Origin of the sequence: Streptomyces sp. W16 (genome assembly GCF_033194735.1) — a bacterium.
In the GTDB taxonomy this organism is placed as follows: domain Bacteria; phylum Actinomycetota; class Actinomycetes; order Streptomycetales; family Streptomycetaceae; genus Streptomyces.
Window position 1 is genome coordinate 1 of the sequence record NZ_JAWOAI010000132.1, and the last position, 20,847, is coordinate 20,847.

Annotated in this window: 17 protein-coding genes and 2 pseudogenes; 7 read left to right on the plus strand and 12 right to left on the minus strand. The window is 69.9% G+C overall.

Annotated features, from left to right (window positions below):
* A partial coding sequence (locus R6V09_RS19320) for a TerD family protein (RefSeq protein ID WP_317882658.1) occupies positions 1 to 657 on the plus strand: 657 nt, incomplete at its 5' end.
* A gap of 49 nt (positions 658 to 706) precedes the next feature.
* On the opposite strand, the gene R6V09_RS19325 is transcribed toward R6V09_RS19320, so the two are convergent.
* On the minus strand, positions 707 to 1,285 hold the full coding sequence (locus R6V09_RS19325; protein WP_317882659.1) for a TetR/AcrR family transcriptional regulator: 579 nt from the start codon (positions 1,283 to 1,285) through the stop codon (positions 707 to 709).
* Between the two features lie 147 nt (positions 1,286 to 1,432).
* Between R6V09_RS19325 and R6V09_RS19330 the strand changes: the two genes are divergently transcribed.
* A complete protein-coding gene (locus R6V09_RS19330) occupies positions 1,433 to 2,890 on the plus strand; it encodes an MFS transporter (RefSeq protein ID WP_317882660.1) in 1,458 nt (485 codons plus the stop codon).
* Positions 2,891 to 2,967: 77 nt separating this feature from the next.
* Here R6V09_RS19330 and R6V09_RS19335 read toward each other — a convergent pair whose 3' ends face one another.
* Entirely contained in the window at positions 2,968 to 4,497 is a 1,530-nt protein-coding gene (locus R6V09_RS19335) for an amino acid permease (RefSeq protein WP_317882661.1), read from the minus strand.
* Entirely contained in the window at positions 4,494 to 5,834 is a 1,341-nt protein-coding gene (locus tag R6V09_RS19340) for an aspartate aminotransferase family protein (protein ID WP_317882662.1), read from the minus strand. The genes R6V09_RS19335 and R6V09_RS19340 overlap by 4 nt, the downstream gene beginning before the upstream one ends.
* A gap of 90 nt (positions 5,835 to 5,924) precedes the next feature.
* Here R6V09_RS19340 and R6V09_RS19345 point away from each other — a divergent pair, with 90 nt between their 5' ends.
* Positions 5,925 to 6,839 (plus strand): LysR family transcriptional regulator, encoded by a 915-nt coding sequence (locus R6V09_RS19345; RefSeq protein WP_317882663.1) that lies wholly within the window; start codon positions 5,925 to 5,927, stop codon positions 6,837 to 6,839.
* A gap of 49 nt (positions 6,840 to 6,888) precedes the next feature.
* On the opposite strand, the gene R6V09_RS19350 is transcribed toward R6V09_RS19345, so the two are convergent.
* The 4 genes and pseudogenes from R6V09_RS19350 to R6V09_RS19365 all read right to left on the minus strand — a co-directional run bounded on the left by R6V09_RS19350 (position 6,889) and on the right by R6V09_RS19365 (position 12,002).
* Positions 6,889 to 7,905, minus strand: a complete 1,017-nt coding sequence (locus tag R6V09_RS19350; RefSeq protein WP_317882664.1) for a 1-aminocyclopropane-1-carboxylate deaminase — start codon at positions 7,903 to 7,905, stop codon at positions 6,889 to 6,891.
* Positions 7,906 to 7,918: 13 nt separating this feature from the next.
* Positions 7,919 to 8,566 carry a GntR family transcriptional regulator gene (locus R6V09_RS19355; RefSeq protein WP_317882665.1) on the minus strand — a complete coding sequence of 216 codons (648 nt, stop codon included), beginning with the start codon at positions 8,564 to 8,566 and terminating at the stop codon, positions 7,919 to 7,921.
* 83 nt (positions 8,567 to 8,649) lie between these two features.
* Positions 8,650 to 9,795: pseudogene (locus R6V09_RS19360) on the minus strand (TROVE domain-containing protein); the annotation flags it as partial.
* A 758-nt stretch (positions 9,796 to 10,553) separates the two neighbouring features.
* Positions 10,554 to 12,002 carry an alkaline phosphatase PhoX gene (locus R6V09_RS19365; RefSeq protein WP_317882666.1) on the minus strand — a complete coding sequence of 483 codons (1,449 nt, stop codon included), beginning with the start codon at positions 12,000 to 12,002 and terminating at the stop codon, positions 10,554 to 10,556.
* 435 nt (positions 12,003 to 12,437) lie between these two features.
* Between R6V09_RS19365 and R6V09_RS19370 the strand changes: the two genes are divergently transcribed.
* Both R6V09_RS19370 and R6V09_RS19375 read left to right on the plus strand, forming a co-directional pair.
* Positions 12,438 to 13,601: a hypothetical protein gene (locus R6V09_RS19370; protein ID WP_317882667.1), complete on the plus strand. Its 1,164-nt coding sequence runs from the start codon at positions 12,438 to 12,440 to the stop codon at positions 13,599 to 13,601.
* 57 nt (positions 13,602 to 13,658) lie between these two features.
* Positions 13,659 to 14,105, plus strand: a complete 447-nt coding sequence (locus tag R6V09_RS19375; protein WP_317882668.1) for a hypothetical protein — start codon at positions 13,659 to 13,661, stop codon at positions 14,103 to 14,105.
* A gap of 57 nt (positions 14,106 to 14,162) precedes the next feature.
* Here the strand turns inward: R6V09_RS19375 and R6V09_RS19380 are convergent, their stop codons facing one another.
* On the minus strand, positions 14,163 to 15,599 hold the full coding sequence (locus tag R6V09_RS19380) for a hypothetical protein (RefSeq protein ID WP_317882669.1): 1,437 nt from the start codon (positions 15,597 to 15,599) through the stop codon (positions 14,163 to 14,165).
* A gap of 319 nt (positions 15,600 to 15,918) precedes the next feature.
* Here R6V09_RS19380 and R6V09_RS19385 point away from each other — a divergent pair, with 319 nt between their 5' ends.
* Positions 15,919 to 17,742, plus strand: a complete 1,824-nt coding sequence (locus R6V09_RS19385; protein WP_317882670.1) for an endonuclease/exonuclease/phosphatase family protein — start codon at positions 15,919 to 15,921, stop codon at positions 17,740 to 17,742.
* 61 nt (positions 17,743 to 17,803) lie between these two features.
* On the opposite strand, the gene R6V09_RS19390 is transcribed toward R6V09_RS19385, so the two are convergent.
* On the minus strand, positions 17,804 to 18,529 hold the full coding sequence (locus R6V09_RS19390) for an SRPBCC family protein (protein WP_317882671.1): 726 nt from the start codon (positions 18,527 to 18,529) through the stop codon (positions 17,804 to 17,806).
* A 34-nt stretch (positions 18,530 to 18,563) separates the two neighbouring features.
* On the minus strand, positions 18,564 to 19,172 hold the full coding sequence (locus tag R6V09_RS19395; RefSeq protein ID WP_317882672.1) for an ArsR/SmtB family transcription factor: 609 nt from the start codon (positions 19,170 to 19,172) through the stop codon (positions 18,564 to 18,566).
* Between the two features lie 133 nt (positions 19,173 to 19,305).
* Here R6V09_RS19395 and R6V09_RS19400 point away from each other — a divergent pair, with 133 nt between their 5' ends.
* Positions 19,306 to 19,782, plus strand: coding sequence for a hypothetical protein (locus tag R6V09_RS19400; protein WP_317882673.1), 477 nt, complete (start codon positions 19,306 to 19,308; stop codon positions 19,780 to 19,782).
* A gap of 22 nt (positions 19,783 to 19,804) precedes the next feature.
* Here the strand turns inward: R6V09_RS19400 and R6V09_RS19405 are convergent, their stop codons facing one another.
* The gene (locus R6V09_RS19405; RefSeq protein ID WP_317882674.1) at positions 19,805 to 20,509 is read right to left on the minus strand and encodes an antibiotic biosynthesis monooxygenase; all 705 of its coding nucleotides are present in this window, start codon (positions 20,507 to 20,509) and stop codon (positions 19,805 to 19,807) included.
* Between the two features lie 78 nt (positions 20,510 to 20,587).
* Positions 20,588 to 20,847: pseudogene (locus R6V09_RS19410) on the minus strand (hypothetical protein); the annotation flags it as partial.

Here is a 20,847-nt window from a genome sequence, read left to right on the forward strand (position 1 = left end):
CCCACGGTGCAGACCCCGGTGGCACCCCCGGTACCCGCCGCTCCCCCGGCCCCGCCCGCCGCACCCCCGCTCGGCGCGGGAAAGATCAACCTCGACAAGGGCCGCGTCAGCCTCCAGAAGAACCAGACGGTGTCCCTGGTCAAGGGCGGCCGTCCGCTCCTCTCCCAGGTCAAGATGGGCCTCGGCTGGGAGCCCGCGTTCCGCGGCAAGGACATCGACCTGGACGCCTCGGTCATCGCCTACGGCCCGCAGCGCAACCACGTCGACAGCTGCTACTTCGGCAAGCTGTCGATCCTGAACGGCGCGATCAAGCACTCCGGTGACAACCTCACGGGCGAGGGCGGCGGTGACGACGAGGTGATCGTGGTCGACCTCGGCCGCATCCCCGAGAACGTCACCGGCCTGGTCTTCACGGTCAACTCCTTCTCCGGCCAGAAGTTCACCGAGGTCGCCAAGGCCTACTGCCGCCTCCTGGACGCCGCGACCGGCGAGGAACTGGTCCGCTTCGACCTCACCAACGCCGAGGCACAGACCGGCGTGATGATGGCCAAGCTCGTCAAGCAGTTCTCCGGCGAGTGGGACATGACCGCGATGGGCGACTTCGTGAAGTCCCGCACGGTGCGGGGCATGGTGAAGCCGGCCGCCCAAGCACTGTAGGCAGACCAACGACCGCTGTGGGCGCCCCTTTCGAGGGGCGCCCGGCGTTTCAGCCCCCGGCCGGGGGCCGTAGCCCGTCCGTCAGCAGGGACAGATAGCGGCGGATGAACTTCCCCTGGCCGTCCGCCAGTTCGGAAGCCGTGGACACCCCGTGGGCCAGCCGCAGGATCTCGATCGGCTCGATGTCCTGGCGCAGGGTCCCCTCCCGCTGTGCCGCCTCGACCAGCCGTTGTGCCGCGCCCTTCATCGAGCCCGCGCAGGCTGTCAACGCCGCCTGGCTGCCGTCCATGACGGCCGAGCCCAACAGGGCCTTCATGCCGCGCACTTGGATCATGCCTAGGCCGACCCAGTACAGCCACTCGACCAGCGCCTCGCCGGGCGGGAGTTCCTTCGCGATCTCGTCCGCGCGGGACGCGAGCGCCTCGATCCGGTCGACGTAGGCAGCCTCAAGCAGCGCCTGCCGGGTCGGGAAGTGCCGGTACAGCGTGCCGGACCCGACCCCCGCGCGTTTGGCGATGTCGTCGAGGGACGCGTTCTCCCCGTGCTCGGCGAAGGACTCCGCCGCCACCTTCAGCAGGCGGTCGTAGTTGCGCCGGGCGTCCGCGCGCATGGGTCTGACCTGCGCCATCCAGATACTCCTTGCGAACCGGGGACTCTCTCCGTATCTTACCGAGTACTAAACGGAGACAGTCCCCGCTTACCGTCGTGCTCGTCGACGGGCAGTCCGTGCTGCCCGCACGCCTTTCACACGGGGACGCCAGACCGGGAGAACTCCATGTCCACCCCGTCCGCACCGTCCACCACCACCGATGCTCTCTCAGCACCGCCCCGACCCGCCAGGCTCGGAACCGTCCTCTTAGTCGTCGTCACCGCCTATCTGATGGTCGGCGTCGACTCCACCGTCGTCAACGTCGCGCTGCCCGCCATCCAGAAGGACCTCGACTTCAGCCCCACCGGCCTGTCCTGGGTCCTCAACGCCTACACCCTCGCCTTCGGCGGTCTGCTCCTGCTGGGCGGCCGGGTCGGAGACATCGCGGGCCGCCGCCGCACGCTCACGATCGGCGTCCTGCTCTTCGCCACGTCCTCCCTCCTCGGCGGACTGGCCACCGACAGTGCCTGGCTGCTCGCGGCCCGAGCGCTCCAAGGCTTGGGCGCCGCGCTCATCGCACCCAACACACTCGCCCTGATCACCACCAACTTCCCGGAGGGACCGCGCCGTCACCACGCGCTCGGCATCTACACCTCCATGGCCGGCATCGGCGCCTCGATAGGCCTGGTCATCGGCGGCATGCTGACCTCCTGGGCGTCCTGGCGCTGGTCCCTGCTGATCAACGTGCCGATCGGCATCGCGGTCGCTCTCGCCCTCCCCCGCTTCGTCACCGAAACCCCGCGCCACGCTGGCCGGTTCGACGCCGCGGGCGCGCTCACCGGTACCGCAGGGATGACCTCGCTGGTGTATGCGTTCATCCGGGTGTCGTCGGACGGCTGGGGCGATACACAGGCTCAGTTGGGGTTCAGCGCGGCGGCGGCCCTGCTGGCGGGCTTCACCCTGGTCGAGTCCCGCGCCGACCAACCCATCATGCCGCTGCGTCTCTTCGCGAGCCGCAACCGCGCGGGCGGCTACGTGAGCGTCCTGCTGCTCCCGGCAGGCATGTTCGGAGCGTTCTACTTCCTCACTCTGATCAGCCAACGGGTCCTGGACTACAGCCCGTTGCGCGCGGGCTTCGCCTTCCTGCCGATGACTCTGGCGTTGTTCACGGTGGTTCGCTTCGTACCGCGCCTGCTGGCCCGCTTCGGCGCCAAGCCGGTCCTGCTCTCAGGCATGGCCGTGCTCGTCGCATCGGCGACGTGGCTGTGGCAACTCCGCCCCGGCGACGGCTACTTGACCGGCCTGCTGGGCCCCCTGTTCCTGATGGGCGCGGGGGTCGGCCTCAGCTTCATGCCCCTCAACGTAACGATCCTCGCGGGCATCGAACCCCGCGAGGCGGGCTCCGCGTCGGGCCTGCTCCAGACCCTCCAGTGGCTCGGCGGCACCCTCGGCCTGTCCATCCTGGTCACGGTCTTCGGCACGGCGACCCGGCACGCGACCGGGTCACCGTCCGAGATCCTCGTCCACGGCTCGTCCCGCGCGTTCGGTGTCGGCGCGCTGATCGCCCTGACCGCGCTGCTGGTGTCGGCGTTCGTGATCACCGGCAGGAAGGCCGAGAAGGCTGCCCGGAGCGTGTCTCCCTGACGGGTTCGCCGGGCGGGTCAGCGCCCCGGGCGCGCGGGGACCGTCGTCACCCGCGCACCCGGAGCGCATCGTTCCGTTCAGTGCGCCGGCGGTGGACCGGCGTTCTGCTCGGCCGGTCGCGTGCCCGCGCCCCTGAGCGTCCGGGATGCGCCCGGCGGCCCGGCGGCACCGGCGTTCAGACGGCGTCGCAGGACGAGCGCCCACCACAGGAAGCCGACGGCCAGGACGACCGACACCGTCACGGCGTTCTGGTTGTTCTCCGCGGGGAACGTGAGCACGGCGATGACGATGCCGCACCACAGGAGCGCGAACCCGACGACGGGGTTCAGCCAGCGACCGAGGTCGAAGACCCCTTCGGTGGCCGCGGGAATGGTGCCGCGTCGTTCGGCGACCGCCGTGGCGGTCATCGTCAGCGCGTAGGTCAGGTAGTAGGTGAGCCCGACCATCGCGTAGATCTTGCCCACCAGACCGGAGTTGAGCAGGTTGAGCACGACGGCCACGACGGTGACGGCAACGATGGCCGGGACCGGGGCCCTGCTGCGCCGCCCGACGCTCTGCAGGCCCTTCGACGCGGGAAGCATGTTGTCGCGGGAGAGCGCGAAGATCATCCGGGTGGCGACCGCCATGTTGGCGATGAGGCAGGCGAAGATCGAGGCGAAGGCCACCACGATCATCAGCGCCCGGGCGAACGGCCCGATCTGCTCGGAGACGAGCTTCAGGACCGGGTTCTCCGATCCGGTCAGGAAGGCCGCCGGACTGCTCGGCAGGGCCATCGCCAGCAGGGCGAAGACCACGAAGCCGATGATCCCGGAGACGACGACCGAGCGGAACATCGCACGCGGCGCCGCCCTGCGCGGGTCGACCGTCTCCTCGGCGAGGTCCGCCGCGCCCTCCCAGCCGAGCAGCACGTAGACCGGCAGCAGACCGGCCAGTGCGACGCTCGTCAGCGTGACCGGCTTCCCGGTCAGCGGCTTGGCGTCGGCGAGGATCGACAGTCCCTGGGTGTGCTTGAAGAACACCAGGACACCCGCGGCCAGGACCAGCACCAGGACGAACGTGCCGATCAACTCGATCGACGCACCGACGTTGTTGATCCGGGTCGCGACCTTGACCCCGATGATGTTGAGCGCGGCGGCGACGAGCGTGCAGCCGATCGACAACGCCTGGATCTGGTGGGTGGTCGGGTGCCGCCAGATCTCCGGGGCGAAGACCGTGCCGACCGCGGCGGCGGTCCCGGCGGTGCCCGCGAGGAAGGAGACCAGCGCGATCCAGCCGGTGAACCAGCCGAAGTGCGGCCCCACCAGGCGGCTGGACCACTGGTAGGCGTAGCCGGTGATCGGCATCCGCCCGGACAGGTGGGCGTAGACCGCGACCAGGGTGAGCACCATGGGCAGGACCAGCAGCCACAGCAGCACCGCGGCGCCGCCGACCCGCGAGAACGGGTCCATGAACAGGGTGACGATGCCGGTGTTGATCGAGACCATCGAGAAGGCGAGAGCGAACGCGGTGAAGGAACTCATCGACCGGTTCAGCTGCTGGCCGTAGCCCAGCGCCGCGAGGTCGTCGGCGTCGGTGGTTCTCGCCGGCAGGTCTTCGGCAGCGGTCATGACAGCTCTCCCGTCCTGGTCCCGGCGGTCTTCTCGACCTCGGTCAGCACCTCGTCCAGGACGTCGAGGGCGGTCGCCAGGTGGTCCCGGCTGATGTCGAGCGGCGGTTTGACCTTGATCAGGTTGCCGAGTCCGGCGTAGCGGCTCTCGCCGAAGATGACGCCGCGCTGCTGTGCCAGCTCGAACACGGCGTGCGCCTCGGTGGTGGCCGGCTCCTTGGTGACCCGGTCGCGGACCAGCTCGATCGACACCATCAGTCCCGGTGAGCGTACGTCGCCGATGAGCGGGTGGCGGGTCTGCATCTCGCGCAGCCGTCCGGTGGCGTACTCGCCGTGCGCGGCGGCGCGGTCGCACAGGCCGTCGTCGATGATCGCCCGGACGGCGGCGAGGCCGGCGGCGACGGAGACCGGGAACTGGCCGAAGGTGAGCTGGTCGTCGCCGGGGAGGAAGGCGGCGAAGCGGTTCTTCGCCAGTACTCCGGCGAGTGGGAAGCCGCCGCCGACGCCCTTGCCGAAGACGAGGACGTCGGGCTCGATGCCGTAGTGGTCGCTGGCCCACATGCTGCCCGTGCGGCCGAGGCCGGTCTGTACCTCGTCGATGATCAGCATGATGCCGAGCTCGTCGCAGATCTCGCGGATGCCGCGGTGCCAGCGCGCGGAGAAGGCGTTGTGGCCGCCGTTGCCCTGGATGGGCTCGTAGATCAGTGCGGCGACGGGGCCTTCGGTGCCCTTGGTGAGGATGTCGCGGACGATCTGGAGTGTCAGCTCGGTGTCCTGGTCCGCGGTCAGGCCGGGGCGCGGCCGGTACTGGTCGGGCCGCGGGAGCCGGAGGAACTGCGGCTGGAGTATCCCGAAGGCGTTGCCCGGGTGGGGCCAGCTCGCGGCCATGGTGGTGATCGAGCGGCCGTGGTAGGCGTCGTGCAGGACGGCCACGTGCCGGGCGTCCGGGCGGTTGCGCAGGGCGAGCTTGAGCGCCATCTCCACCGCCATCGAGCCGTGCAGCGTGAAGCCGACACGGTCCAGACCGGCGGGGGCTATCGACACGAGTAGTTCGGCGAGTTCCAGCAGGGCGGGGGTGTGGAACGTCGGCCGGGCATGGGTGATCTGCCGGGTCTGCTCGATCGCCGCCTCGATGACGCGCGGGTCGTTGGCGCCGAGGTTGTTCGACCAGGCCTGCGCTGTGCAGTCGATGTACTCCCTGCCCTCCTCGTCCCACACCAGCGAGCCACGCGCCTTGACGAGCGTGAGCTTGTCCGGATCGCCGCCCGCCGGCTCGTGCAGCAGGACCTCGCGGCCCCGGGCGTGAGCCTGTGCCTGATGGATGAGGGTGTCTGTCACGGCGACTCCGTCTCGGGTGTGAGCTGTGTCTCCGCAGGCTAGGAGCGGGGTCGGGCTCCTGTGAAAGACCGAATTCCGTAGACTTCATAGATGGCGTCTATGAATGTGGAGCTTCGGCACCTGCGCGCGTTCGTCGCCGTCGCCCGGACGGCGAACTTCACCCGGGCCGCCGAGCAGTTGCACATCGCGCAACCTTCGCTGAGCCACACCATCCGCCAGTTGGAGGCGGCGCTCGGCATCCGCCTGTTCGCCCGGACCACGCGTTCCACCGCCCTCACCCCGGACGGTGAACGCTTCCTCGTCGAAGCGCAGGCCGTCCTCGACCGCTTCGACACGGCGATGGAGCAGTCCGCACGGATGGCGAGCGGTGAACTCGGCCGGCTGCGCGTCGGCTATCTGATCGGAGCCGCCGTCGACCATGTGCCTGCGATCCTGCGGGCGTTCGCCGACCAGTACCCCGATGTGGCCCTCGAACTCACCGAGTACGACTTCGCTTCCCCCAACGGCGGCCTGGACAGCGGGGAAACCGACGTCGCCCTGGTCCGGCCGCCACTGGACGGGGTGCCGGACGCGGTGTCCACCACCCTGCTCAGCGAGCGGTGCGTGGCCTGCGTGTCCGCGCTGCACCCCTTCGCGGCACTGCCCCGGGTGACCGTCGCACAGGTCCTGACCGAGCCGATCGTCGCGGCACCCGGCGACAACGCCTGGCGGGACTACTGGATCCTCGCCTCCTACCGCAGCACCCCGGCGAACATCACCCACGAAGCGGCCACCTTCGAGGCCGAGTTGCAGTCCGTGGCCATCGGCCGCGGCCTCTCCGTGGTCCCCGAATCCGTCGCCCGCCTCTACGGCCGACAGGGCGTCCGCTACGTGCCCATCGAGGGCATGGCCGACTGCGAGGTGGCTGTCGTCCACCGCGAGGACGCACCCCGGTCCGCCGCCAATTTCGCCCGGATCGCGGCCCGGGTGACAGCGGACGGAGGCGGCCCGCGTCCGCACGGCTGACCCCCTGGCAAAGTCCCGTCCGCCGTATGCCCGGAGGGAGTTGGACCTGTCAGAACAGCGCGCTGTACGCGTTCAGCGCCGGCTGTCCGCCGAGGTGGGCGTAGAGCACGGTGGAGTCGGCGGCGATCTCGCCGCGTGCGACCAGGTCGATCATCCCGGCCATCGACTTGCCCTCGTACACGGGGTCGGTGACCATCCCCTCGGTGCGGGCGGCGAGGCGCATCGCCTCCAGGGTGGTCTCGTCCGGGATGCCGTAGATACCGGCGTGGTAGCGGTCGTCGAGTTCGACGTCGTCGACAGTCAACTCCCGCTTGACACCGATGAGTTGGCCGGTGCCCTGCGCGATGCGGGCCACCTGTTCGCGGGTCTCGGCGGGCTTCGCCGACGCGTCGATGCCGAGTACGCGGCGCTCGCGCCCGCCCGCCTCCTCGATCGCCTTGAACCCGGCGACCATGCCGGCCTGGGTGGAGCCGGTCACCGAGCACACCACCACGGTGTCGAAGAAGACGCCCAACTCCCGCTCCTGCTCGGCGACCTCGTGGGCCCAGTTGGCGAAGCCGAGGCCGCCGAGCGGGTGGTCGGAGGCACCGGCCGGGATGGCGTACGGCTTACCACCGCTCTCCTCGACCTCCCTCAGCGCCTGCTCCCAGCTCTCCTTGAAGCCGATACCGAACCCTGCCTTCACCAGGCGTACGTCCGCTCCGGCGAGGCGACTGATCAGGATGTTGCCGACCTTGTCGTAGACGGAGTCGGGCCACTCCACCCAACTCTCCTGGATCAGCACGCACTTGAGCCCGGCGCGGGCGGCACAGGCGGCGACCTGGCGGGTGTGGTTGGACTGCACGCCGCCGATCGAGACGAGGGTGTCGCAGCCCTTCGCGAGGGCGTCGGCGACGAGGTACTCCAGCTTGCGGGTCTTGTTGCCGCCGTACGCGACACCGGAGTTGCAGTCCTCGCGCTTGGCCCACAGGGCGGCGCCGCCAAGGTGGGCGGTGAGGCGCTCCAGCGGGTGGACGGGCGAGGGGCCGAAGAGGAGGGGGTAACGGTCGTACGAGGAAAGGGACATGAGACCTCCAGGGTCAGTCGGCGTCGGCCAGGTCCGCGAGGGTGTGCCAGATGTCGGCCGTGACGCGGACCGCACCGTCCGTGTCACCTGCGGCGCAGGCCTCGATCAGCCGCTCGTGCAGTCCGGCCGAGCGGCATGAGCCGCCCTCGCCGAAGCGTCGTCGCTCCAGTCGGCGGATGAGCGGGGTGTAACGGGCGATGGTGGCGGCGGCGGCGCGATTGCCGCTCACCCGCACCGGTACGTCGTGGAGTTCGTCGTCGGCGCGCAGGGCCGCGTCCACGTCACCGGCGGCCACCGCGGCGGCGAACCGGTCGTTGGCCGCGCGCATCACGTCAACGTCCGTGTCCCGCAAGAGGGGTACGGCGACCCGCGTCACCAACTCGTGCATGGCCCCGACCACGGCGGCGGCGTCCCGCACCTCGGCGGCCACGACCGGCGTCACCCGGGTGTAGCTCTGCGGCTTGCTCTCCAGCAGCCCCTCCTCCACCAGCCGCGAGAACGCCTCGCGTACCGGCGCGCGCGACAGCCCGAGCCGCTCGGCGAGATCGGCGTCCCGCACCACCGCACCGGGCTCGATCTCACCGGCCACGATGGCGTCCCGGATTGATGCGTAGGCGCGGTCGCGGAGGAGGGTGCGCGGGACGGGCCGTAGGGCGTTCATGAACTGAAATGTTAGATGTCAATTGCCTCTCGGACAAGGGTGTGGCCCGCACCCATGTGTGGGTGCGGGCCACGCGTCGGGCTTCAGGCAGCCCAGGGCCAGTCCGCGTCCCGGGCGGACTCCAGCAGCGGCACCATCCGGAAGGCCGCGTCCGAGAGGCCGCCGAAGGTGTGCCGGTTGCCCTTGCCGGACGGGCCGTGGCCTGACCGGTACCCGGCGAGGTTCCAGGTGTAGACCGGCACATGGGCCGGTACCTGCTCGGTCGGGTCGCCGTAGTGGCTGTACGTGGCCTGCTCGTCGGTGATGATCAGCACCCGGTCCTGGCCCCGGTAGTGCGAGCGGACCGCCGAGGTGGTGTCGGTGCCGCCCAGGTCACCGAAGCGGCCCAGGACCTTGAGCACCGACTCGCCCGCGCCGAAGTCCAGGCGCTTGCTCGTCGTACCGAACTCGACGAGGTCCGCGTCCGCCGCCCGCAGCGCGAGCGCCGTGCCGAAGATCGCCGCCGCGTCGGCCCGGTTGAGCTCCGAACGGTCGGACAGCCGGGAGTAGAACATCGAGCCCGAGCGGTCCACGAGCACCAGCGTGCGACCCGGCAGTGCGGGCACGTTGGCCAGCGAGTGGCCGAGCGCCTGCTCCAGCGGGTACGACCAGCGCAGCGAGGGCGCGTGCTGGTACGCGGCGAGGTACCGGAAGGGGAACTGCCGCGAGCGCGCGACCTCCGCCGGGTCACTGATCTTGGCCGCGACCTGGGCCGCGACCTCGTCGGAGACCCCGGCCTCGTCGAAGTTCCGGAGGTTCCGGACGAGCGCCATCGAACCCATGGACGGGATGACCGCCTCCCAGGCCGCCTTGTCCATCGGCCCCTGGAGCCAGCCTGCCAGTGCCTCCCACGTCATCCCGGCCGCCGCGAGCCGCTCCGCGCCGTCCGCCGCCGTGACGACCGCGCGTCGCTGCGCGACCGGCAGCGCCATCAACTCGCGGTGCGCAGTGAGGACTTGGTTCGACGCGGGCGGTACGGCGGTGTCCGGGTGGTGCCGGCGGTCCAGCGCGTACTGGAACAGCTCGCCCTGCCACGCCTTGTCCGGGTCCGGCGCCGCGTGCACCAGGTTGAGGATGTCGCCGAAGCGGTAGCCCTTGGACGCGGTGTCGTACTTCAGCAGCGACTTGCCGCCGTAGAGACGTCGTACGGCGTCGGCGACACCGCGCTTGACGGGCTGAGGGACGCCTCGGCTGGACCTTGGCCGAGCCAGACCTCCTGGTACCGACGACTCTGCTTCCGGCGCACCGGCTGGACGCGGGGATTGTTCAGGTGCTGATAGTTGGGCGTCAGCGCATGACAGTTCGGGCACAGCAGGCGGACGTCTTCCGGACGGTTCTTGGTCCGGTCTCCGTCGACATGATCGACGTGCAGGGGAACGCGCCCGGAGACAGGGTTGACCTCGGCCCAGCCACACTCCTCGCAGCGCTGTCCCCGGAGCAGGACCAGGGCTTGACGAACCCGCCAGTCCGGACTGCCGTCTTCCCTCGTCCCGCTGGTCTCGCCCGCTTGCCATGCGGCGAACCATCGCGCGAAAGTGCCGGTCCGCTCGTAACGGTCCTCATTGAAGCAGGCCCACGAGCAGTACGGCCCGTCGCAGCGGGGGCGCCGCTCCGTCGATCCGCAACGGAGGCACGGCGCGGGTTCTGCGCGCCGTGCCTCCGCTTCTTGCCGACGCGTCACGTTGGCACAGGCTCGGCTGCAGTGGACCGCGCCGCGAGTCAGAACGGGTTTGCCGCACCGAGGGCACGACGGCTTGGGCCTCCGCTTTGCCTCCGAGCGCTGCAGCGCAGTCCCTTGGAGGCTGCAACGGTTGCTGCAGTAGCGCCGACGTTTCGCCTTCACCGGAGTACCGCACTGTTCGCACAAGTTGGACATGCGGGAACGGTATGTCCAGCACCAGCTATCGACCACGGAATAGGACAAGGTCACCCATTCGAGTGATGAACGCTATCGCCGCTGCCGCTTCCAAGGCCCCGTGATCGCCAGCATGATCCCCGGAGTCTGGATGTTCGCGAACAGCGTCTTGCCGTCCGGCGAGAAGGTCACGCCGGTGAACTCGCTGTACTCCGGCTTCTCTTCGGTGCCGATGTTGAGTTCGTTGCGGGCGATCGGGTACGTCCGTCCGCTGTCGGTCGCGCCGAACAGGTGCTGGACGCCCTCGCCGTCCTCGGCGATGACGAGGCCGCCGTAGGGAGAGACCGTGATGTTGTCGGGGCCGTCGAACGCGCCGTCCACGGACGGGTCGGGGTTGACGCCGAGGAGGACCTTGAGGGTGAGGGTGCGGCGCTTGGGGTCGTAGAACCAGACGGCGCCGTCGTGCTGGACGGGGCTCTCCGTGCGGGCGAAGGAGGAGACGATGTAGGTGCCGCCGTCGCCCCACCACATGCCCTCCAGCTTGCGGGCGCGGGTGACCTCGCCGGTGGCGAACTGCTTGCGGACCGACACCGACTTCGCGTCGCGGTCGGGGACGGTCACCCAGTCGACGCCGTAGACCGTGCCGATCTTCGTCGCGCGGGAGAGGTCGTCGATGAACTTGCCGCCGGAGTCGAAGCACTTGAAGGCCTCAAGGACGCCCGCGTCGTCGGCGAGGGTGCGGAGCTTGCCGCGGCCGTGGTGGAAGTGCTCGGGCGGGGTCCAGCGGTAGAGGAGGCCGTTGGGGTTGGCCGCGTCCTCGGTCAGGTAGAGGTGGCCGCGTTTGGGGTCGACGACCACGGCCTCGTGGGCGTAGCGGCCAAGTGCCTTGATGGGCTTGGGGTTTCGGTTGGCGCGGCGGTCTACCGGGTCGACCTCGAAGACGTAGCCGTGGTCCTTGGTGAAGCCGTTGGTGCCGGTCTTGTCCTCGGTCTCCTCGCAGGTGAGCCAGGTGTCCCAAGGGGTGTTGCCGCCCGCGCAGTTGGTGGCGGTGCCGGCGATGCCGACCCACTCGGCGACGTGGTCGCGGCGGACCTCGACGACCGTGCAGCCGCCGGCCGCGGCGGGGTCGTAGACGAGGCCCTCGGTGAGCGGGACCGGGTGGGGCCAGTTGGCGCGGGGGCCGGCCAGCTCGTGGTTGTTGACGAGGAGGGTGGCGCCGCGCGGGCCGTCGAAGGTGGACGTGCCGTCGTGGTTGGAGGGGGTGAACTCGCCCGACTCCAGCTTGGTCTTGCCGCTGTAGGTGATGACGCGGTACTTGAAGCCGGCGGGGAGGGCGAGGAGGCCGTCCGGGTCGGCGATCAGCGGTCCGTAGCCGACGCCGACGTGCCCGTGTCCGTATTCGGCCACCGACTCCTCGGTGTCGGTGTCGGTGGCCGCGAGGGCGTTCGGCGCGGTGGCGAGGGCGCCGACGCTGCCCGCCAGTGCGACCCCGGCACCGGTGATCGCGGATTTCGCTGCGAAGTCTCTGCGGGTGAGCGACATGGTGTCTCCTGTGACGGTGGGTGTGCCGTGGAGGGTGGCGGACCTCGGTCGGCGCCACGCTTCCGCCCATGTCTGAACGGGAGTTGAACACCGAGCGACATCACCAGTCTCTCTTCCATGAATCCGTATGCGCTCCCCCACGGGACCCAAAAGTCCGCCGCCTCGGACGAATCGACCGGGCACTACTTCGAAAGCAAGGTCAAAGGGAGCGGATCGGACAGAAAGTATGGATCAGGGCGAAATTCGTGATTCATTTCAGATTGCCTTGACTCTGCCTGCCCCCGGCCATAGACCTGAAGAGCACACCGCGGAAGGCCGGTTCACGAGTCCGGCCCGTGTGAGCGGGAAGTGCCCCCTTGAACGGCCCTTTCGAGTAGGCGCGATCGTCGCAGCCCATAAGGGACCAAGAGCCGTAATCCGATGAGGTGGTCTGGCGTGAGCCAGCCCGAGATGATGCGAGGACCGACTGGTGGCCAGCTGAGTGACAGCTCCCGCCAGCAAGCCAATTCAGACTTCCTGCGGCCGCAGTCGCCGCTGGCCAACGTCGTCGGCTTCGGCCACGGCGTGAAGTGGATCGACGGACAGGCCACCGGCGAAGCAGCCGTGCTGGTGTTCGTGACCCAGAAGGTTCCGGAGTCCCAGCTCCCCGAGCGGGATGTCATCCCGCGGACGATGGACGACGGCACCCCCACCGACGTCGTCGCGGTCGGCCATGTCGCCGCGCAGCGTCAGCAGCAGCAACGCAGGACCTCGGGCCGGCCCGAGGACCGCGGTACCTCCTACCGGGGCGACGGCAGCGCGGCCGAGCAACTCGCGGGCCTCGCCCAGCCGTTGCTGGAAGAGCTCGGCGGGCTCGGCCAGTTCGAGCCGCAGCTCCTCAAGCGCCGTATGCGCCCCGCCCCTTCGGGCGTCTCGGTCGGCAACGTGCAGGTGACCGCGGGCACGTTGGGCAGCGTGGTGTACGACTTCCTGCCGGGCGCCTCGGTGGACCCGCCGGGTCCCGGCCTCGGCACCCCCGCGAAGTTCTACGTCCTCTCCAACAACCACGTGCTGGCCGACTGCAACCGTGCCCAGCTGGGCAGCCCGATCCTGCAGCCCGGCGCGTACGACGGCGGCACCGACCCGGCGGACCGCCTCGCGACCCTGGACCGGTTCATCCCGATCCAGTTCGCACCGCAGATCCCGGTGGAGCGCCACAACAACGTGGTGGACTGCGCGCTCGGCGCCGTGGAGTTCCAGGACGCCACCCGTGAGCAGTACTTCAGCGGTGCGCCGCGCGCCTGGCGGCGCAAGGCCAATGTCTCGGTCGGCGACCTGGTGAAGAAGACCGGCCGTACGACGAACATCAGCTTCGGCCGGATCATCGCGACCGACGTCACGATCGATGTCGGTTACGGCACGGCGGGCACGGCCCGGTTCAAGGACCAGGTGCTGACGACGAGCATCTCGGCGGGCGGCGACTCCGGTTCGCTGGTGACCTCCCTCGACAACGTCGCGACCGGACTGCTCTTCGCGGGCTCCTCGGTCGTCACCGTGGCCAACCACATCGAGAACGTCCGCGCACTGCTGCGGGTGGAGATCGCCGAGCAGCTGGCCTGACGGTCACTCAGCACCCGTAACGGTCGCTCAACACCCGTACCGGAAGAGGGAATCAGCATGACCACGCAGGCCAAGCGGCAGAAGAGCCACACCGGCTCCGAGCACCGCTTCCACAATCCCCAGGGCGCGGAAGTCAAGACGCGCGACGAGGCGTTCGCCTCCCAGCAGGACATGACCGCCGAGGCGGTCTCCGCGTCCGCCAAGCTGGAACTGCACAACGGGTCGATGACGTTCGCCATCGAGGTGCGGTACAACCCCAACACCTACCCGCACGTCGTGACCGGCGGCCAGATCACCTCCGGCATCAGCGGCGCCCCCTGGGACATCACGGGCGGCTTCATGGGCGAGACGATCCGCCTCGACGCGAAGCGCACCGGCCAGGGCTCCTATGCCAACGCGATGACCCTCGTCGGCGAGTTCCAGAACCCGCCGGCCTACCGGGGTACGTACGGCTTCAACGGGGACACCTCGTCGTTCAAGCACACGACGAGCTACCACTGCTGAGGCGGTGAACGGTCGGGGTGTGGGGAGGCCGGCGGCCCCACACCCCGGCTTCCTGCGTCAATTCCCTTGCTGGGAACGCGCCTTGAAGGCCGCCTTCCGTGCTTCCTTCGCGATCCGCTTGTCCGGGTGCAGCCGGCCCATCGCCTCCAGGACGTCCGCGGTCGCCGGGTGGTCCACCCGCCAGGCCGCCGCGAAGAACCCGTTGTGCTGCTGGGCCAGCCCCTCGACTAGGGCCTGCAGTTCCTCGGAGTTGCCCTCGGCGGCCAGTTGGGCGGCCACGGTGTCGACGGTGAGCCAGAAGACCAGTTCCTCGGAGGGCGCGGGGACGTCGCTCGCGCCGTGTTCGCTGAGCCAGACCCGGGCGAGGCCGCCCAGTTCGGGGTCGTCGAGCACCTCGCGCAGTGCGGGCTCGGCCTCCCGGCCGACGAGGGAGAGCGCCTGCTGACAGAGCAGCCGGCGCAGTGGTGCGCCGGGGTCGGCGCCACGGGCCGCCGCCAGCAACTCCCGTGCGGCGGTGAGGGGTTCACGGCCGGCCAGCCACTGTTCGGTCTCGGCCCGCGCGGCTCCCTGCGGGAAGGTCGACGTACCGTCGAGGAGTGCGTCCGCGCCCTTGTCGGCGAGGTCTCCGACGGCGGGCGCCACGAAGCCGGCCTCCTGGAGGCGGGCCCGCAGGCCGTAGAGGCCGAGCGGGGTGAGCCGCACCATGCCGTAGCGGGTGACGTCGGTCTCGTCGACGGATGCCGAGGGTTCGTCGGACGGTTCGTCGAAGTCGGCCATCAGGGCCTCGTCCACGGGCTGGTACTCGACGATCCCGACCGGTGCGAGCAGCCGGAACTGGTCGTCGAGGCGCATCATCGCGTCGGAGACCTGTTCCAGTACGTCGTTGGTGGGCTCCCCCATGTCGCTGGGCACGATCATCGAGGCGGCCAGCGCGGGCAGCGGGACGGGGCCGTCGCCGGGGCCCTCCTCGTTGACGGTCAGCAGATAGAGGTTGCCGAGGACTCCGTCGAGGAACTCGGCCTCCGCCTCGGGGTCCCAGTCGAGTGACGAGAAATCGACCTCGCCGCCCTCGTCCACGGCGTCGACAAGACCGTCCAGATCGGGCACGCTCGCGTCCGCGAGGAGGGTGTCGAGGGCGCCGAGCCACACCGCGAGGACGTCGTGCGGCGAGCCGGAGGTGAGCAGCGCCAGCTCCTCGCCGGGCGCCACGGTGCCCTCGTCCTCGTCGACGATCTCGACGAGTCCGGTGTCGACCGCGACCCGCCAGGCCTCGCTCGCGTCGGCCGCCGCGTCGTCTCCGGTCAGCCCGAGCAGCTCGGCGGCGGCGGGCAGTTGCTCGTCGACAAGGCCGCCACCGGCCTCGATGCGGGTGTCGGGCCCGGCCCAGCGGGCGAGCCGGGCCGCGCGGGCGAGCAGGGGTGTGGACAGCGCGTCACGCGCCAGCTCCGCTTCGGAGTGCAGCCGCACCGGCGGCAGGGGGGAGCTGTCTGACATCGGTGGGTTCTCCTAGGGCGCCTCGAAGGCCGTACGACGGCCGTACACGACACACGACTCAGCCGCTCAGCCTAGACGGATTTCGACCCATGCCGCCCGGTTCATGTCCCGGCCACGAGGAGTACATGGCTGAAACCTTGACAACTGAGCGGCGCCGCAATGAGATTGACGCGCGTAGAAATGTCATGGACACCTATTCCAGGTAAGTTCTACGCGCGTCGCCACCGCCCCACCGGTTCGCGGCTCCCACCGCCGTATCACCTGTTCACGTTCCATCACCCTCGTCCCGGCACTCATGCATGTCCCCGGAGGGATCCCGTTGCCGAGCAAGTCCTCCGCGCGTCTCGCCGCGCTCACCGTCGCCGCCGCCTGTTCCATGGCGTCCGCGATCGTTCTCACCTCGCCCGCGCACGCCGACGGCGTCCGCATCCACGACATCCAGGGCACGACCCGGGTGTCGCCGTACGCCGGCCAGAAGGTCGCGGACGTACCGGGCATCGTCACGGGCGTCCGCACGTACGGCTCGTCCAAGGGTTTCTGGTTCCAGGACGCGACCCCGGACGACAACCCGGCCACCAGTGAGGGCGTCTTCGTCTTCACCAGCTCCACGCCGAAGGTCGCCGTCGGCGACGCGGTCACCGTCTCCGGCACGGTCTCCGAGTACGTCCCGGGCGGCGCCTCCACGGGCAACCAGTCGCTGACCGAGATCACCAAGCCGACGGTCACCGTCGTCTCCAGCGGCAACGCCGTACCGGCCGCCACGGTGATCGGCGACAGGTCCGTGCCGAGCAAGTACGCGCCGGCCGGTGACACCGCCGCGAGCGGTTCGATCAACGCGCTGACCCTGGAGCCGAAGAAGTACGCCCTGGACTACTACGAGTCCCTTGAGGGCATGAACGTCCAGGTCTCGGACGCGCGCGTGGTCACCGCGACCGACCCGTACTCCGAGCTGTGGGTCACGGTGAAGCCGCACGAGAACGCCACCAAGCGCGGCGGCACGGTCTACGGCTCCTACGACTCGCAGAACGGCGGGCGCCTGCAGATCCAGTCCCTGGGCGCGACGGCGGACTTCCCGGTCGTCAACGTCGGCGACAAGCTCACCGGCACCACGGCCGGCCCGCTGGACTTCAACCAGTACGGCGGCTACACGCTTGTCGCGAACGAGATCGGCGCCGTGAAGAGCGCCGGCCTGAAGCGCGAGACGACGGAGAAGCAGTCGCGGAACCAGCTCGCGGTCGCGACGTACAACGTCGAGAACCTCGACCCGTCGGACGGCACCTTCGCCGCGCACGCCGCCGCGATCGTGAACAACCTGCAGTCCCCCGACATCGTGTCCCTGGAGGAGATCCAGGACAACAACGGTGCGACGGACGACGGCACGGTCGACGCGAGCGTCACGGTGAACAAGCTGATCGACGCGATCGTCGCGGCGGGCGGCCCGAAGTACGACTGGCGCTCGATCGACCCGGTCAACGACAAGGACGGCGGCGAGCCCGGCGGCAACATCCGCCAGGTGTTCCTGTTCAACCCGGAGCGGGTCTCCTTCACCGACCGCGCGGGCGGCGACTCCACTACCGCCGTCGGTGTCACCAAAGTGCACGGCAAGGCCCAGTTGACCGTCTCCCCGGGCCGGATCGACCCGGCCAACGCGGCCTGGAGCGCGAGCCGCAAGCCGCTCGCGGGCGAGTTCGTGTTCAAGGGCAAGACGGTCTTCGTGATCGCCAACCACCTGATCTCCAAGGGCGGTGACCAGCCGCTGACCGCGCAGTACCAGCCGGTCACCCGCAGCTCGGAGACCCAGCGGCACGCGCAGGCGACGGCGGTCAACGCCTTCGTCAACGAGATCCTCGCCGCGCAGAAGAACGCGGACGTGATCACACTCGGCGACATGAACGACTTCGAGTTCTCCGACACCGCGAAGATCCTCGAAGGCGACGGCGAGCTGTACTCGGCGATCAAGTCCCTGCCGAAGAACGAGCGTTACACGTACGACTACCAGGGCAACGAGCAGGTCCTGGACCAGATCCTGATCAGCCCGTCGATCCGCAAGGACTGCTTCGAGTACGACAGCGTCCACATCAACTCGGAGTTCAACGACCAGATCAGCGACCACGACCCGCAGGTGCTGCGCTTCCAGCCGTAGCACCTACGGGGAGCCCGGGGGCTCACGGGGGGTGGACGGGGTCTCGCCGACTTGCACCAGGTCAGGCGAAGGCCCCGTCCAGCCAGTTCTGCCAGGCGAGTTCGTTCGTCTTGGCGTCGGCGTCCGGTGCGAAGTCGTGGACGCTGATGCCGACCGGGGCACCCCAGTGGTTGCGCCCGAAGAAGCGGATCAGCGCGCTGTCGGTGCGCAGTCCGATGAAGTACGGGTCGCGGAAGTCCAGTACGGCGTCCAGGAGTTGGCCCTCGGGGCCGCGGGCCTGGACCCGTGCTCCTTCGGCGGTGTCGTCCGCGAGGCCGAGCGCCCGGCCGACAACTCCGAAGGCGTCGGCGGCGGTTGAGGTGTCGGGGCCGTTGAGTGTCGCGAACGCGACCGGGCGGCCCGCGAAGTGGGTGACGTACTCCCGCAGCGTGTGCATGTAGAACGCGTTGTGCTTGCTCGCGCCGTCGTACTGGTTGTCCCAGTCGTCGGTGAAGATCCCGCTGTGCACATACCGCACCCAGGCACGCCGGCCGCCGTCGCGGGGCTCGATGGTCTCGTCGATCTGGTTGAGGCTCTGGGTCGGGAAGCCGACGTCCTCGCTGAGGGCGGTGAGCCGGTGCGGCGGGTCGAAGTTCGTGAGGGTGGAACCGAAGGGGCCGACGCGCTTCTCGCCGTCGAACTCCATCGGCCACAGCCAGCCGCCGGTACCGGAGGTGATGGCGTCCCACACCTGCTCCGGCGTGGCGTCGACGTCGAACTCGTAGACGATCTCGAATTCCTTGGGCATGACTAGCTCCTGAGTACTACTGGTTCCACTGGTTCTATTGGTCCAGTTCTGGGGTGGGTGGCTTCTTGACCGTGGGGTGGACGGCGACGACGATCCGGTGGTCGCGGCCCTCCTCCGCCTCTCCCGCGTCGTACTTGCGGATGAGGGCGCTCACTCCGGCGGTCAGTTCCTGGATGAACGCGGCCCGGTCGGCGGCGGAGGCGAAACGCACCTCGCCGTCGAGCGCGTACGTCGCCAGCCGCTTGTGGGCCTTCTCCGCACCAGTGATCAGCGAACCGACGTCCCGCACCAGCCGGGCGCCGAGCGCCAGCAGCCAGCGCGCGGAGAGCTGGTCGCGGAAGCGGTCCGGGTCCGGCTGCACGGCGGCGAGCGCGAGCGGCGAGATGACGTACGACGCGGCGGTCGCGCGCATCAGCCGCTCGGTGACATTGCCCTTCCGCCGCTCCCCCGCCAGCTCGACCAGGCCGTGCCGCTCCAGCGCCTTGAGGTGGTAGTTCACCTTCTGCCGGGGCAGTCCGACCTTGCCGGCCAGCATGGCGGCGGACGCGGGCCCCGCCCCCAGCTCGGCGAGCAGCCTGGCCCTTATGGGGTCCAGCGAGACGGCTGCGGCCTCGGGGTCCTCGATCACGGTGACGTCCAGCATGCGTCCACCGTCCCACCGAAAACTTTTTTTGTCCAGGGGAATGAGGTTGTCGGTGGGAGCCGTCAGTATTGACGCGTCCCACTCCGCGCGGGAGCGACGCCACGACGCCACATCGACAAGGGGCACCCCACTGATGAGTACCGGTCCGGAGCACAAGCCGCTCCACGCCGTGGACGTCACGATGGACGACGTCTGGGCGGTCGTGGACTTTCTGACACCGCGGCTGGAATCGCTGGAGCGTGCTCACGACGGCGGCGCGGACGAGCACCGCGCGGCCTCGGCGCTCGCCGAGGCGGTGTGCATGTTCGCCCTGACCATCGATGCAGAGATACGTGGCCCCCTGACAGGACGTGTCCACAACCCCTCGGGCCGACCGCCCGCCCCGGCCCCCACGCCGACCGAGAGCGAGCGGATCGCCGAGGAGAGGCAGCGACTCACCAGGATCAAGGAGTACTGGAACCAACTCTGCGCAGTCGTCGAGGTCTGGCGCGAGAGCGACGGCTACGACCTGGCCCGGTGGCAGCGGGTGAGCTTCCTGGACGCGGCTGCCGAGGCCGAGTACGAGCGGCTCGTCGCCGAAGCCGGCCTCCGGCCGCGCCGTCGCTCATAGGACTACGGCCGGAGTCCCGCGGTCAGTCGGGGACCAGGCCGAGGGCGTGGTCGTAGCGGCTGACCGTGCTGCTCTTGAGGCCGGGCCAGGTCTGGACGCGTTCCCAGAGGGCGGTGGCGGAGCCGATGCCGTCGCCGGGTGCCGCGAGGGCTTCCAGGTGGGCCTGGGCGCTGTCCCACTCGGCGTAGTTGAGGACGCGGGTGCCGTCGGTGGAGAGGTGGAAGTGGGCGGCGATACCGCCGGGGTGCGGCGCAGGCTCGTTCTCCAGCGCCTCGAACACCGCGTCCACCCAAGCCCGTTGGCGGTCGGGGTCGGGTCCCTCGAACTCGACGTCGACGATCACGACGCACCCGGGGACGCGCCCTCCCCGGTCCGCCGGGCCGCCGCTGCGGTAGTGCCGGTAGCGGCCCAGGCCGAGCCGCTCGATGCCCGGCACCGCGGTGTCGATCTCGTCGACGCGCTCCTGGCGGCGGGTCCTGACGAAGGCCTCGTAGGCCTGCTCGCTCGCCCACTGCGAGTAGTGCAGGAGGGTGGAGGTGTCGTGCCCGGTGTAGAGGTGATAGCCGAGGAGGTCGTCGGCGGGCCACGGCCGGCGCTCCCAGGCGACGGCGACAGCCTCGCCCGTCCGCCGCTGGCGCAGCGGTGTGCCGACGCGCCAGGTGCTGAAGAAGGGGGCGCCGACTCGGGGGTCGGCGAGGTCGGGGTGCGAGTCGGTACGACGGGTCATACTGGCCTCCGCTGATCGGTACGGGTGGGTGCACCGACCAGCCTTCAACCTCGACCGACATTGAGGTCAAGGCCCGGGCTACTGCTGTGCCGTGCCCCCTTCCAGGCGCGCCAGCCTGCTCTGGAACCAGTCGAGCCGCGCCTGCAACAGGGCTGCCTCCGCGACGAGTTCGGGCACGCCGAGCCCCTCGGGCAGTCCGGGGTCGACGGTCACCGCCGCTCCGCCGCTCGCAGCCGCCACCCGCAGTCCGTCCCCGGCCAGCCGGGCGAACGCGGCGAGCGCGACGGACGTACGACCGCGGACGCAGCCCGCGCACGCGGCGGTCAGGGCGCGCCAAC

Coding starts and splice junctions, on each gene's coding strand:
- R6V09_RS19400 (WP_317882673.1), top strand. CDS start 19,306: ATGAGTACCGGTCCGGAGCACAAGCCGCTCCACGCCGTGGACGTCACG.
- R6V09_RS19325 (WP_317882659.1), bottom strand. CDS start 1,285: ATGGCGCAGGTCAGACCCATGCGCGCGGACGCCCGGCGCAACTACGAC.
- R6V09_RS19330 (WP_317882660.1), top strand. CDS start 1,433: ATGTCCACCCCGTCCGCACCGTCCACCACCACCGATGCTCTCTCAGCA.
- R6V09_RS19355 (WP_317882665.1), bottom strand. CDS start 8,566: ATGAACGCCCTACGGCCCGTCCCGCGCACCCTCCTCCGCGACCGCGCC.
- R6V09_RS19390 (WP_317882671.1), bottom strand. CDS start 18,529: ATGCCCAAGGAATTCGAGATCGTCTACGAGTTCGACGTCGACGCCACG.
- R6V09_RS19395 (WP_317882672.1), bottom strand. CDS start 19,172: ATGCTGGACGTCACCGTGATCGAGGACCCCGAGGCCGCAGCCGTCTCG.
- R6V09_RS19380 (WP_317882669.1), bottom strand. CDS start 15,599: ATGTCAGACAGCTCCCCCCTGCCGCCGGTGCGGCTGCACTCCGAAGCG.
- R6V09_RS19335 (WP_317882661.1), bottom strand. CDS start 4,497: ATGACCGCTGCCGAAGACCTGCCGGCGAGAACCACCGACGCCGACGAC.
- R6V09_RS19375 (WP_317882668.1), top strand. CDS start 13,659: ATGACCACGCAGGCCAAGCGGCAGAAGAGCCACACCGGCTCCGAGCAC.
- R6V09_RS19350 (WP_317882664.1), bottom strand. CDS start 7,905: ATGTCCCTTTCCTCGTACGACCGTTACCCCCTCCTCTTCGGCCCCTCG.
- R6V09_RS19345 (WP_317882663.1), top strand. CDS start 5,925: ATGGCGTCTATGAATGTGGAGCTTCGGCACCTGCGCGCGTTCGTCGCC.
- R6V09_RS19405 (WP_317882674.1), bottom strand. CDS start 20,509: ATGACCCGTCGTACCGACTCGCACCCCGACCTCGCCGACCCCCGAGTC.
- R6V09_RS19365 (WP_317882666.1), bottom strand. CDS start 12,002: ATGTCGCTCACCCGCAGAGACTTCGCAGCGAAATCCGCGATCACCGGT.